Source organism: Pseudomonas sp. SYWMCR5 (assembly GCF_057197165.1).
On record NZ_JBXUNH010000002.1, the window covers coordinates 960,014 to 973,600 of the forward strand.

Genomic DNA, 13,587 nt, shown 5'->3' on the forward strand with positions numbered 1-13,587 from the left:
CTTAATCGAGGGCCAGATCGGCGCTTTTCTGCGCGATCGCCATGGCTGTGAGGATTTTCCGGCGGCCGGTGAAGGCGTTGCGGGCATGTACGGTGAGGATGTTGTCAAGCAGCACCACATCCCCCTTCTGCCAAGCGAACTCGACCATCACGTCACGGTAGATCTGTTGCAGGTGACGCACGACGTCATCGCCAATCGGCGTACCGTCACCGAAGAAGGTGTTCTGCGGCAGGTCCAACGGGCCAAACTCGCGCAGCAGGTTTTCGCGGATGCTGTCCGGCAGGGTCAGGGCATTGAAGAAGGTGCCATGGTTGAACCAGATGCGCTCGCCGGTCTGCGGGTGGCGGACCATGGCCGGGCCGCGTTGGCGGGTGCGCAGGCGGTTGCCGGACTTCCATTCGGCTTGCACACCGATCTGCGCGCAATAGGCCTCTACCTCGCTGCGCTCATCGCTCTGGAATACGGTCTGCCAGGGCAGTCCCATGCCGTCGCCGTAGTTGCGCACGTAGAGGATGCGCTTGCGGGCGAATTCCTCGCGCACGTCCGGATCGATTCGCGAGAGGATAAGCCGGGTGTCACCCAACGGGGTCTCGCCGCCGGTCTGCGACGGGGTGTCGCAATAGAAGTACAGGTGTAGCGGGAACACCGGCGAGTACGAGTGCTCGTTGTGCGGGAAGATCCGCTCACCGGACGGATAGTCAGTGGAGCTGTAGATATTGAACTGCCCGGTGATCTGGGTGCGCGGCGAGGCACGGAACAGGTACTCCAGGGCGCCACCGGAGATCGCGTCGATGCAGCGGTTGAACTGGTCGATATCGGCCACGTCAAAACCGCGAAACAGGATCGAGGCGCCCTTGTGCAGTTGCTGTTGGATCAGCTCGCGGTTTTGCCCCGCCCACTCGATCAGGTTCACCCCCGGCACATTCGGGGTGCACAGCAGCGGGAAGCCGCCGTCCTCGAACAGCGGTTTGAAGCTGACCAGACTGGACGCATCGGTGGATATGCTTTTTCGGGCACCACGCATAGGGCGCGATGGCATTGCAGTTGCGGACATAACCCCTCCTGGATCTGGGTGACGGCAGCTCACCCGAGCCGCCGCGAAAAACGATGAATGGCTGTGTTATTGGACGATGGAGCGCCGCCGCTTGATTGGGTGCAGCCCCTTGAGGTGTGCAGCCCGCTGGCTGTTTTGCTGTTCCTGGTGGGTGCGCCAGACCTGTTCGGCGCTGGCGGCCAGCTCGCGCAGACCGGTGGCGCCGTCAAGCAAGGCCCGCAGCACGGCACAGACCTGTTCGAACATGGCCACCAGGGTGGCCGGGGCAAAACGTCCGGCTGGGTATTCGAAGCTCAGGTGCACGTGGTCATCGTCGTTGTAGAAGGCCACTACCAGGTCGAGTTCGGCGGCCTGCGTCCCCGACGGGAAGTCCTCGATCTGCAGTTGGCCCATCGACGGCAGACGCCCGACCCCTTCCTGGTGAATCAGCTTCACCGAGAACAGCGGTGAGCGGCCGTTGCGACGTGGCAGGCGCAGGGCCTCGACCAGCCGTTCGAATGGCAGGTCCTGGTGCTCGGAGGCCTCGATTACCGCCTCGCGACAGCGCGCCAGCAACTGCTCCACCGATAACTCGGCGTCCAAGTCCACCTGCAGCACCAGTTGGTTGACAAAGAAACCGACCATGCGCTCGAGCTCAGCGTGGTTGCGGTTGGCGATATCGGTGCCGATGCGCAGGCGCTGTAGGCCGGTGCGCTGTTGCAGCACCACGTTGAAGGCCGCCAGCAGCACGCTGAACAACGACTGGTTGCGCTGCCGGGCAAACTGGCGCAGGGCGGCGCTCAGCTCACGGCTGAAGGTGAAATGGCTGTTGCCGCCCTGGCCATCGCCGGCTGGCGCGTCCGGGTCGTGCGGCAACTCCAGCACCTCGTGGCGGTCGCCCAGGCGCGCCTGCCAGTAGTCCAACTGGCGCTGCAGCTCACCGCCCTGCTCCAGCCACTGGCGCTGCCAACCGGCGAAGTCGGCGTATTGCAGGGTCTGCTCGGGCAGGTGTGGCGGCTCGGCGCGGCTGAGTGCGAGGTAGAGCTGGACGAACTCGTCGATCAGCACGCGGAACGAGCCGTCGTCAGCGACGATATGGTGCATGGTGAGCAGCAGCACATGGTCCTGCTCGGCCAGTTGCACCAGGTGCACCCGCAGCAGCGGGCCATTGGCGAGATCGAACGGCTGCGCCACTTCTTCACGGGCCAGGGCCTGGGCCGTCAGCTGCGGATCTTCGTGACCACGCAGGTCAGTGACCCGTAGCGCCAGCGGCAGGTCGTCACGCACCTGCTGCCAGGTGGCGCCGTCAGCTTCGTGGTAGGTACTGCGCAGCACTTCATGGCGCTGCAGCAGATGCTCGAAGGTCTGGCGCAGCGCATCGGTGTCCAAAGGTCCGCGCAGGCGCAGCGCACCCGGCATGTTGTACATCGAGCTGTATGGCTCCAGGCTCCAGAGGAACCACAGGCGCTGCTGGGCGAAGGACAGTGGCTGGGGACCGCGGCCTGCGGCGCGCTGCATCGGTGGGCGCCCGACTCCCGCCGCGATGCCGACCACCTGGGCGACGAAATCGCTCAGGCGCGGGTGTTCGAACAGGCAGCGAAGGCTGACCGCCAGCCCCAGTTGCTGACGCATCTGGGAAACGATCTGGGTGGCCAGCAGCGAATGCCCGCCGAGTTCGAAGAAGCTGTCCTGCCGGCCTATCCCCTCGACCTTCAGCACTTGCTGCCAGATGTGCCCGACCTGCTGCTCCAATGCTCCTTGCAGCGGTTCGACGCCGCCGCTGGCGATGATCTCTGGCGCTGGCAGCGCCGTGCGGTCGAGCTTGCCGTTGTTGTTCAGCGGCAGTTGCTCCAACACCACGAGGTGCGCCGGCACCATGAACTCCGGCAGCGACTGGCGCAACGCATCGCGCAGCGCGGCGACGAGGGCCGTGCGCGCATCGCCCTGCACCGCCTCACTGGCAACCGGCACGACGAAGGCCACCAACTGCGCACCCTGGCCGGTCGCCTGGGCGATCAGCGCAGCAGCGCGCACCCCCGGCTGGGCCTGCAGGCAGGCTTCGATCTCACCCATTTCGATGCGCATGCCGCGAATCTTCACCTGGTGATCGATGCGCCCAACGTACTCCAGCGCCCCTTCGGCGTTGTAGCAGGCCAGGTCGCCACTGCGATAAAGCCGTGCGCCCGGCTCGCGGGCGAACGGGTCGGGCAGGAAGCGTTCGGCCGTAAGGCCCGGACGCTGGTAATACTGCTGGGCCAGACAGGCCGGGGCGGCGATGCACAACTCACCGACCGCGCCCGCCGGCAACAGCTCGCCAGCACCGTCGAGCACGTAGAGGGCACGGCCAGCAATGGCCCGGCCAATCGGCACGCCGTGGCTGTCGCTGGCATCGCCCAGGCGGCAGGCATGCACGCTGGAGACCACGGTGGCCTCGGTCGGGCCGTAGGTGTTGATCAGCGCGACCTCGCCCAAGCCCGCGGCGTGCCACAGGCGCAGCCCTTCCACCGACATCGCCTCGCCGCCGACGTGCACCTGGCGCAGTGCGCCCAGGCCACGGCCCGGCTGCGCGGCGCACTCTTTGGCCAGCAGGTACCAGTAGGCCGCTGGCAGGTCGGCCAAGGTGACCTCGTGCTGCACGATGTGCTCGGCCAACTGCTGCACATCCCACAGCGACTCGCCCCGCATCACCAGCGCCGCCCCCAGTGCCAGCGGCGGATAGCACTGCTCGACGAAGCCGTCGAAGCTGAACGTGGCGAACTGCAGCACGCGGTCGTTGGCGCTCAGGTGCGAATACTGCGCACCGCTCTGGCAGAACTCGCGCAGGGCGGCATGGCTGATCGCGACACCTTTGGGCCGGCCGGTGGAGCCGGAGGTGTAGATCACGTACGCCAGGTCCTGGGCGTGAGGCTGCACGAGCGGGTCATGGTCGGGCTGCACGTCCAGCACCAGCTCGCCGGTCACCAGGCGCGGCACCTGGGGTGGCAGGCTCAGGCCCTGCAACAGGCCGTCGTCGCACAGCAGCAAGTCGAGCTGGCTGTCTTCGATCATGTAGCGCAGGCGCTCATCCGGGTAGGCTGGGTCAAGCGGCACATAGGCTGCGCCACTCTTGAGCACCGCCAGCAGGCTGACGATCAGTTGCGGGCTGCGGCGCAGGGCCAGGCCGATACGTTTGCCCGGGCCCAAGCCCTGGGCGATGAGCAGGTGCGCCAGGCGGTTGGCCTGGCGGTTGAGTTGGCCATGGCTGAGCGAGCGGCCCTCGCACAACACGGCCAGGGCGTCGGGGTTGCGCGCGGCCTGGGCGGCGATGCGCTGGTGCACCAGCGGCGTGGCCGACAGGTCGATCGCTTCGCCCTGGCTGTGCGCCAACACCGCCTGCTGCGTGGTGTCATCCAGCAGCCGCAGGCTGCCCAGCGCGGCCGAGGGCTGCTCGAGCATCTGCTCGAGCGCCTGGCAGAAAGCGGCGCACAACTGCTCGACCTGCGCAGCATCGAAGTGCGCCAGGTCGTAGGCGAACTCCACGCTCAATCGCGCACCCAGCTCGATGCCGAGGGTCAGCGGATAATGGGTGCGCTCGTGATTGCGCAGCGCGCCCACCTGCAACCCGGCTGGCGCGCCATCACGCAGGGCCTCGGCCACCGGGAAGTTCTCGAACACCATCAAGGTGTCGAACAGCACACCGCCCTGCTGGCCGGCCCAACCCTGGACCTTGTACAGCGGCACGTGCTCGAACTCGCGCAGGTCGAGGTTGAACGCCTGCAGGGTTTCCAGGGCCTCGCCGACCGATTGGCCAGGTGCTGCGCTGCACAGGACCGGCAGGGTGTTGATGAACAGCCCCAGTTGCTCTTCGATCCCCGGCAACGGCGCCGAGCGCCCGCTGACGGTCGCGCCGAACGCTACGCAGGCCTGGCCGGTGTGACGTTGCAGTACCAGGCCCCAGGCCGCCTGGAACAGGGTGTTGAGGGTCACTTTGCGCTGGCGGGCGAACTGGCCCAGGCGCTCGGCGAAGGCGCCGTCGAACACATGCAGGTGCTCGCCACTGCCTTGCCCTTGCGCCCGCCGCAACGCCGAGGCCAGCAAGGTCGGTCCCTGCAACGGCGCCAGCGCGGCCTTCCAGAAACGCTCGCCAGCATCGACAGGCTGGCGCTGCAACCAGCCCAGGTAGTCGCTGAAACGCCCACTGGCGGCAGCCACCGGTTGCCCGGCGTAGGTCTGGATCACCTGGGCCAGCAGGCTGGCATTGCTCCAGCCATCCATGAGGATGTGATGGCTGGTGTAGATCAGGTGCCAGCCACCGCCCTGCAGTGCCACCAGTTGCAGGCGGAACAGCGGCGCCTGGCGCAGATCGAAGCCGCGAAGGCGTTCGGCGGCGGCCAGGGCATCGAGGTCGTGCACGCCCTCCAGTACCTGCAGCGGCAAGTCGAGATGGCGCTGCACCAACAGATGCGCCTCGCTCAAGCCCTCCCAATGCACGCTGGCACGCAGGATCTCGTGGCGCGCCATTGCCTCGCTCCAGGCCTCACGCAAACGCGCGGGCTCCAGCCCCTGGATATCCAGGCGCAGTTGGTTGATGTAGGCACCGGCCTCGGGCTCGTACTGGGCGTGGAAGAACATGCCCTGCTGCATCGGCGACAGCGGATAGAGCGCTTCGATAGCACTGGCAGCGACCGGCAGCGCGTCGAGCTGCGCCTGGTCGATGCGTGCGAGCGGGAAGTCGGAAGGCGTCGCCTGGCCGGCCGGGGTGTGCAGGCAGTGGGCGATCAGTTGTGCCAGCTCGTCGTTGTAGGCCTGGGCCAGGCCTTCGACAGTGGCGTCATGGTACATCTGGCCGCTGTAGCCCCAGCGCAGCGACAGCTCGCCGGCATAGACCTGGCTTTCCAGGGTCAGCCAGTTGGCCAAGGGGGCCTCGGGGTCCTGGGCCTGGCCGCTGCGCTCGGTGGCGGGCGCCCAGAGTGCCTGGGCATCGAACTGCTGGTCGAACTGCCCCAGATAGTTGAAGGTGATACGCGCAGGCGTGGCCTGGTCGAGCGCCTGGCGCTGGGCCTCATCGCCCAGGTAGCGCAGCAGGCCGTAGCCCAGCCCCTTGCCCGGCACCGCGCGCAACTGCTCCTTGACCGCCTTGATCGAGGCGCCCACATCGTCACTGACGCTCAGGCGCACAGGGAACAGCGTGGTGAACCAGCCCACGGTGCGCGACAGGTCGACATCCTCGAACACCTCTTCGCGACCGTGCCCTTCCAGTTGCACCAGCACCGCCTGCTGCGCGCTCCAGCGCGCGACCACCCGGGCCAGCGCCGTCAGCAGCAGGTCGTTGATCTGTGTGCGGTAGGCGGCCGGGGCAAGTTGCAGCAACTGACGGGTCAGCTCGGCGTCCAGGCGCGTTTCCAGGGTGCGGCCGTGGCGGTTGAGCGCGGCGCCCTGGGGCATGTCGCACGGCAGGTCATGCTCGACTCGCTGGGCGCGCCAGTAGTCCAGCTCGCCGGCCTGTTGCGCAGCCAGGGCAGGCAGGCGCGCGGCCCAGGCCTGCCAGGCGCTGGTCTTGGCGGGCAGCGGCTGTTGCGTGTAGGCGTGCTGCAAGTCTTCGAGCAGTACGCGCCAGGACACGCCATCGACCACCAGGTGGTGGATCACCAGCAGCAAGCGCTGGCTGCCATCGGCCATTTGCACCAGTACCGCGCGCAGCAGCGGCCCGTCGGCCAGGACGAGGCTGCGCTGGGTGGTGTCGCAGAGCGCCGCCAGCGCCTCGGCATCGGCAGCCGTTTCTTCACGCAGCAGCCCGGCGGGCAGCGCACCGTGCTCGGCCTGCCAGTGGCCGTCGTGCAGCTGGAAGCGCAGGCGCAGAGCATCATGTTGTTCGACCAGGCGCACCAGCGCCTGCTGCAGGCGACCAGCGTCCAAGGCCTGGCGCGGCGTCAGCAGCAGCGACTGGTTCCAGTGCGCCCGTGCAGGCACCGCCTGCTCGAAGAAGGCGCGCTGGATAGGGGTCAGCAGCGCCGGGCCCTGCACCGCCCCCTGCTCGGCCTGCACCTGCGTCGCACGCCCGGCAGCGCCAGCCAGGCCGCGCAGGGTCTGGAACTGGAACAGGTCACGCGGGCTGAACTGCAAGCCTTGGCGTCGGGCGCGGCTGACCACCTGGATGGCGATGATCGAGTCGCCGCCCAGTTCGAAGAAGTTGTCGTCCAGGCCGACCTGTTCGACCCCGAGCACCTCGCTCCAGACCTGCGCAAGGATCTGCTGCACCGGCGTTTGCGCAGCGACATAGGCGCCGCGTGGCGCCGCATCGGGCTGTGGCAGCGCCTTGCGGTCGAGCTTGCCGTTGGGCGTCAGCGGCAGGCGGTCGAGCGGCATCAGGTGCGTGGGCACCATGAACTCGGGCAGCGCCTGCAACAGCCAGTCCTTGAGGCCCTGCTGCCAGCCATCGGACTGCTCGTTGAGTACCAGGTAGGCCACCAGCTGCTTGCCGTCCAGCGCCAGCACCACGGCCTCACGTACCCACTCATGCTGGGCCAGGCGCGCCTCGATCTCGCCCAGCTCGATGCGCAGGCCGCGAATCTTCACCTGATGGTCGAAGCGGCCCAGGTATTCGATCACGCCATCGTGGCGCTGGCGCACACGGTCGCCGGTGCGATACAGGCGCTGGCCAGAAACGAAAGGATCGGCGACGAAGCGCTCGGCGGTCAGGCTCGGGCGGCGATGGTAGCCCCGGGCCAAGCCGACACCGCCCAGGTAGAGCTCGCCGGAAACACCGGGGGCAACCGGCTCGAGGCCGGCGTCGAGCACGTAGGTGCGCAGGTTGGCGATCGGCAGGCCGATCGGCACGCTGTCCCGGCCTTCGTCGCGGCAGGTCCAATGGGTGACGTCGATGGCCGCCTCGGTCGGGCCATACAGGTTGTACAGGGCTGCGCCCGGCAGGCGGGCGAACACCTGCAACTGGGCATCCACCGGCAGGGCCTCACCACTGCAGACGATACGCCGCAGGCTACTGCACGCGTCGACACCCGGCTCGTGGATGAACGCCTGGAGCATCGACGGCACGAAATGCAGGGTGCTGACCTGGAAGCGGCGGATGGTCTCGATCAAGCGTGCCGGATCGCGATGTTCACCCGGCGCGGCCACCGCCAGGCGCGCGCCAGTCATCAGCGGCCAGAAGAACTCCCACACCGACACGTCGAAACTGAAGGGGGTCTTCTGCAGCACGGTGTCGTCGGCGCCGATGGCGTAGGCCTCCTGCATCCAGTGCAGGCGGTTGGCCAGGGCCCGGTGGCTGTTGCCGGCGCCCTTCGGCCGCCCGGTGGAGCCGGAGGTGTAGATGACGTAGGCCAGTTGCTCGGGGTCGATATCCACCAACGGGGCGCTGGTGGGTTGCTCGTCGAGCAGCAACTGGTCGAGCGCCACGCACTGCACACCCTGGGGCAGCGGCAGGCTGTCGAGCAGTGCCTGCTGGGTCAGCAGCAGGTCGATGCCGCTGTCCTCGATCATGTAGGCCAGGCGTTCTGCGGGGTACTCCGGATCCAGCGGCACATAGGCAGCACCGGCCTTGAGGATGCCCAGCAGCCCCACCACCATTTCGACGCTGCGCTGCACGCTGATGCCGACCAGGCTGTCGCCCCGGGCGCCCTGGGCGCGCAGGTAGTGGGCCAACTGGTTGGCGCGGGCGTCGAGCTGGGCGTAGCTGAGCGCATGCTCGCCAAACACCAGGGCCGGGGCCTGCGGCGCGCGGCGTGCCTGGTCTTCGAACAGCTGGTGCACCGGGCGTTCGAGCGGGTAGTCACGGGCCGTAGCGTTCCAGTCCTGGAGCACGGTGGCAAGGCTGGCGTCATTGAGCATCGGCACCTGCCACAGCGCTTGCTGCGGCTGCTCGACCAGGCCTCGGAGCAGGGCCTGCCAGTGCCGGGCCATGCGCTCGATGGTGGCGCCGTCGAACAGGTCGCTGGCATAGGTGAAGGCCGCGTGCAGCACGCCACCTTGCTCGTAGGTGTCGAGGCTGAGGTCGAACTGGGTGGTGCGGCTGCGCCATTGCAGCGGCGCCAGTTGCAGGCCGGACGCCAGGGTGACGGTGGTCAGGTCGGCGACCTGCGGCTGGTGGTTGTACATCACCTGGAACAGCGGTGCGTGGCTGAGGCTGCGCTCGACCTTGAGCGCCTCGACCAGGCGCTCGAACGGCAGGTCCTGGTGCGCCTGGGCGCCCAGCACGATCTGACGTACCGCTTGCAGATAACCCAGCACGTCCTGTTGCGCTTGTGGCTGCAGGCGCAGCACCTGGGTGTTGACGAACAGCCCGATCAGCCCCTCGACCTCGGCGCGGTTGCGGTTGGCCACTGGGCTGCCGATGCGCAGGTCGCTTTGGCCGGTGTAGCGTTGCAGGAGCATGCCGAAGCTGGCGAGCAGGACCATGAACAGCGACAGGTTGTGCTGGCGGGCAAAACCGCGCACCTGCTCGGTCAGTGCCGCGTCGAGCGGGAATGACTGGCGGCTGCCGCTGAAGCTGGGAGTGGCCGGGCGCGCGTGGTCCAGCGGCAGCTCCAGCACCGGCTGCTCCTCGCCCAGCTGGGCCTGCCAGTACTGCAACTGGCGCTCCATCTCGCCCGCTTCGAGCCAGCGGCGCTGCCACAGGGCGTAGTCGACGTACTGGATGGGCAGTGCTGGCAACTGCGGTGCCTGGCCTGCAGCAAAGGCGTCATAGGCGCGACTGAACTCATCGATCAGCACATTCATCGACCAGCCGTCGGAAACGATGTGGTGCAGGGTCAGCAGCAGCACGTGCTCCTGCGCATCGAGGTGCAGCAGGCGCACCCGCAGCAGTGGGCCTTGCGCCAGGTCGAACGGGCGTAGCGACTCGGCCTCGGCTTCGGCACGGACCTGTGCCTCACGCAGGTCGGCGGCGAGGTTGCGCAGGTCGACGCGCTCGATGTTCACGCGGGTGAGCGGGCGATGGGCCTGCTCCAGGCGGTCATCGGCCTGGGGTTCGAAGACGGTGGTCAGGCTTTGGTGACGGGCCAGTACGGTGGCGAAGGCCTGCTCCAGGGCGGCTTCGTTCAGCTGGCCTAGCAGGCGTACGGCGCCTGGGAGGTTGTAGGCGCCGCTCTGGGGGTCCATTTGCCAGAGCACCCACATGCGTTGCTGGGCATAGGACAGCGCATGGCGGTCTGGGGCCTCGACACCGGCGGGGATGGGGAACTGGGAAAAGTCGATGCCCTCCTTGGCCAGGGTCTCGAGGAACACGCGGCGCTTTTCCAGCGGCAGTTCAATGAAACGGCGGGCCAGTTGCAGGGACTTCTCGGCATTCATCAGATTGCTTCCGTACGGGTGGGGTATCGGGCGGGGCCCGGCTATCCCTACGAAACGGATACATCTTGCAAAAAGTTAGGTTTTGGTGGGGGTTTGGGGGGCGCTGGGTGGTGCTCGTGGCGCGTGAATATCCGATTTGGGTGGCGACGCGGATTCACCTTTTCGCCTTTACGGCGACCTACTTTTTTTCTTGGAAAAAAGTAGGCAAAAACCGCTTGCTCCCACATACGGCCCCTACGCTGCGCTCCGGGGTTCCCTCGCGCCGGCGCCTTCCGGGCCTTCGCGGACTCCGACTTGCTGCGCAAGTCTACATCTCGCGACTTCGGCGGGACGCCGAAGGGCGCTGCGCGCCAGGGCCCTCCAGACGCCTCTGCTCGGCCTCCTGAGGTCGCGATGGGTGGCGCCTGGGCTATCGCGCGCTTAGAAGCAAGAGCAAGAGCAAGAGCAAGAGCAAGAGCAAGAGCAAGAGCAAGAGCGGGAGCAAGAGCAAGAGCAAGAGCAAGAGCGGGAGCGGAGCTTGTTTGAAACATTTGCTTTCATTTGAGGCTTCAGGTTTCTGATTCTCATTCGTCCTATTAGATGCAGCCTTCAAGGTTGAGATGAAACTCGACCGCAATTTTCCTCAGAAGAACGACTGATGGCCCGACAAACTAAAAAATCCAAGTCCAAGCTGTGGTTCCTGGTCCACAGCTGGCTTGCCCTGCCGATCTGGTTCTTTGTCCTGATCGTCTGTTTCACCGGCATGCTCGCGGTGGTCAGCCAGGAGATCGTCTGGCTGGCGAACCCCGACGTGCGTGCCAGCCAACCGGACGACAACGCCGAGCGGCTGAGCTTCCAGCAGGTCTTGAGTGCGCTGAACAAGGCCGAACCGGACATGGCGGTGCGCTTCATCAGCCAGCCGGACGGCTCGCACTTCGCCCTCGAGGCCGCAGTCACCTATCCCGACGGCACGTCACCGACGCTCTACGTCAACCCCTATACCGGCGCCATCCAGGGCAAGACCCCCGACTTCAACTTCCAGGCCTTTACCCGCGCCCTGCACGGCTGGTGGCTGGTGCCGTTCACCAACGGCTATAGCTGGGGCTGGTACCTGGTGTCGCTGCTCGGCCTGCCAATGCTCGCCTCGCTGGTCACAGGGCTTGTGGTGTACAAGAAATTCTGGCGCGGGTTCTTCAAACCCGTGCGCACCCAGCATGGCTCGCGGATCTTCTGGGGCGACCTGCACCGCCTGGCCGGGGTGTGGTCGATCTGGTTCATCGCGGTGATTTCGATCACCGGCACCTGGTTCCTGATCCAGGCCATTCTCGGCGACAACCACGTCACCATTTCCACCGAGCCGATCGTGCCGGTCATCGCCCGCGAACAAGTGCCACAGAGCCCGGACGGCAATCCGGTGCCGCGCATCGACCTGGACGAGGCCGCCCGCATCGCCCAGGAGGCCATCCCGGGCCTGGACATCAGTTTCATCACCCTGCCGGCCACCGCCTACAGCCATATCAGCATGGGCGGACGAGGCTGGTATCCGCTGATGTTCCAGACCGCCGAGGTCAACCCGTACACCCGCAACGTCGACAGCCAGTTCCTGCTCGGCGATCGCTCGACCCTGGAGTTCGTCACCGAATCCATGCGCCCGCTGCACACCGGCGACTTCGGTGGCCTGCCGATCAAGCTGATCTGGTTCTTCTTCGGCCTGGTGCTCACCCTGATGGTGCTCAGTGGCCTGCTGATCTGGACCAAGCGCACCGCCCAGGCCACCGCCGCGGCGCTCAAGCGCAGCGAGCGCCCGGCGCGCGTGCGCAGGCATGAAGACACCCCCGTGGAGGCCCAGCCATGAGCCAGACCCAGACTCAGACCCTGCCGCCCAGCGGCCTGAAGCAGTGGTGGTTGAAATGGCGCTTCCACTTCAACATCCTGCTGATCCTCATCCCGCTGGGCTTCATGCCCAAGTACTTCGCCGATGCCAGCTTGTTCCGCGGTGACAGCGGCCTGGGCGCCAACGTGGTCAAGGACATCCAGGTCGACCGCTGGCGCCTGGACCTGGCCGAGCTGCGCGACGAAGCCCCACGTGCGGACGGCCCGGCCGGGCACTTCAAGGTGTTCAACGCCGCGCTCTGCCAAACCTGCACCGAAGGCGCCAAGGCCATCTACCTGCGCATCGGCAAGCCGCGCAACCTGCGCGCCGCCGGCTCGATCTTCTTCGGCTCGCCCTACCGCATGAGCACCTCGCTGCCGATCCCGCCCCGCACCCGCCCAGACGCCGAGATCTGGATCACCATCGAAGGCTGGGACGGCAGCATGCACCAGGCATCCGTACCGCTGGCCAAGGCATCGCCGGCCACTGTCGCCTGGCTCGAGAAACAAGGAGGCAAATGATGAAACACCTGTTGCGCAGGCTTGCCCTGCCCCTGCTGACCTTCACCGCCCTGCCGGCATTGGCGCACAACCCGATGTGCAACTGCGTACCGGTGGCGGGCGATCAGATCAAGTGCACCGGCGGCTTCTCCGACGGTAGCGGCGCGCCGGGCGTGACGCTGGATGTGATCGGCTACGACGAGCAAGTGCTGGTCGGCGGCAAGCTTGGCGACGACTCGACCCTCACCTTCAAGCGCCCCGACGGCGAGTTCTACGTGCTGTTCGACGCCGGCCCCGGCCACGTGGTGGAAGTCGACCATGCCGATATAGGCTCGCCATGAGCCGCGCCCAGGTCATCCGCCCAGCCGGCGCCGGGCACGAAACCCTCTATGTGCTGCTGGCCGCCGTGCTGATCGCCGCCCTCGCCGCGACCGTGGTCGGGCTGCGTGGTGAACGGGTCGACGAACAGCCTATCGCCAGCCACCAGATCGACGCTCGCCGCGACCTCAACGCCGCCGAACAGGGCGTCTACACCGACCTGCACGTGGCCACCGAGGAAATCCTCGCCCTGCGCCAGGAAAACGGCCAGGCGCCCGCAGTGCAGGCACTGGCCGATGATGCGCTGCCGCCCTTCGTCGACGACACCAGCAGTGCCAGCCGGGGCCGCCATCAGTGGCAGTGGCTGACCAGTGGCGCCTACCTCGGCTCGAGCCAGGACGCCGACGTTGCCGGCAGCTTCCTGTTGATCCTGCCGCAGGCCGACACCGCACCGGCCCAGGTGTGGCTGCGCCGCGACCACAGCACCCGGGCCCCCGACGATCTTGGCCAGGCCGCGCTGATCGCCGCCGGCTGGCAGGAAATCGTCAGCCACTACGACGCCGGGGTCACCCGCGAACACCGTCACTGAACCCAAGGAC

The 13,587-nt window shown here is 67.0% G+C and carries 6 protein-coding genes; 4 read left to right on the forward strand and 2 right to left on the reverse strand.

Annotated features, from left to right (window positions below; translation table 11 throughout):
- Nucleotide 1: 1 nt before the first annotated feature.
- Together AC2CGW_RS10125 and AC2CGW_RS10130 are read right to left on the reverse strand one after the other, a co-directional pair.
- Nucleotides 2–1,054 (reverse strand): TauD/TfdA family dioxygenase, encoded by a 1,053-nt coding sequence (locus AC2CGW_RS10125; RefSeq protein WP_484573983.1) that lies wholly within the window; start codon nucleotides 1,052–1,054, stop codon nucleotides 2–4.
- 66 nt (nucleotides 1,055–1,120) lie between these two features.
- On the reverse strand, nucleotides 1,121–10,318 hold the full coding sequence (locus AC2CGW_RS10130; RefSeq protein WP_484573984.1) for an amino acid adenylation domain-containing protein: 9,198 nt from the start codon (nucleotides 10,316–10,318) through the stop codon (nucleotides 1,121–1,123).
- A gap of 637 nt (nucleotides 10,319–10,955) precedes the next feature.
- Between AC2CGW_RS10130 and AC2CGW_RS10135 the strand changes: the two genes are divergently transcribed.
- From AC2CGW_RS10135 to AC2CGW_RS10150, 4 genes are read left to right on the forward strand one after another with little or no spacing between them, the layout of a single operon-like run.
- Complete coding sequence (locus AC2CGW_RS10135; RefSeq protein ID WP_112897992.1) at nucleotides 10,956–12,152, forward strand: PepSY-associated TM helix domain-containing protein; 1,197 nt, start codon at nucleotides 10,956–10,958, stop codon at nucleotides 12,150–12,152.
- Complete coding sequence (locus AC2CGW_RS10140) at nucleotides 12,149–12,691, forward strand: hypothetical protein (RefSeq protein ID WP_054893235.1); 543 nt, start codon at nucleotides 12,149–12,151, stop codon at nucleotides 12,689–12,691. The genes AC2CGW_RS10135 and AC2CGW_RS10140 overlap by 4 nt, the downstream gene beginning before the upstream one ends.
- A complete protein-coding gene (locus AC2CGW_RS10145) occupies nucleotides 12,691–13,011 on the forward strand; it encodes a hypothetical protein (RefSeq protein ID WP_484573985.1) in 321 nt (106 codons plus the stop codon). The genes AC2CGW_RS10140 and AC2CGW_RS10145 overlap by 1 nt, the downstream gene beginning before the upstream one ends.
- Nucleotides 13,008–13,577 carry a DUF6162 family protein gene (locus AC2CGW_RS10150; protein WP_484573986.1) on the forward strand — a complete coding sequence of 190 codons (570 nt, stop codon included), beginning with the start codon at nucleotides 13,008–13,010 and terminating at the stop codon, nucleotides 13,575–13,577. Before AC2CGW_RS10145 ends, AC2CGW_RS10150 begins: the two co-directional genes overlap by 4 nt.
- The last annotated feature ends 10 nt before the right edge of the window (nucleotides 13,578–13,587 follow it).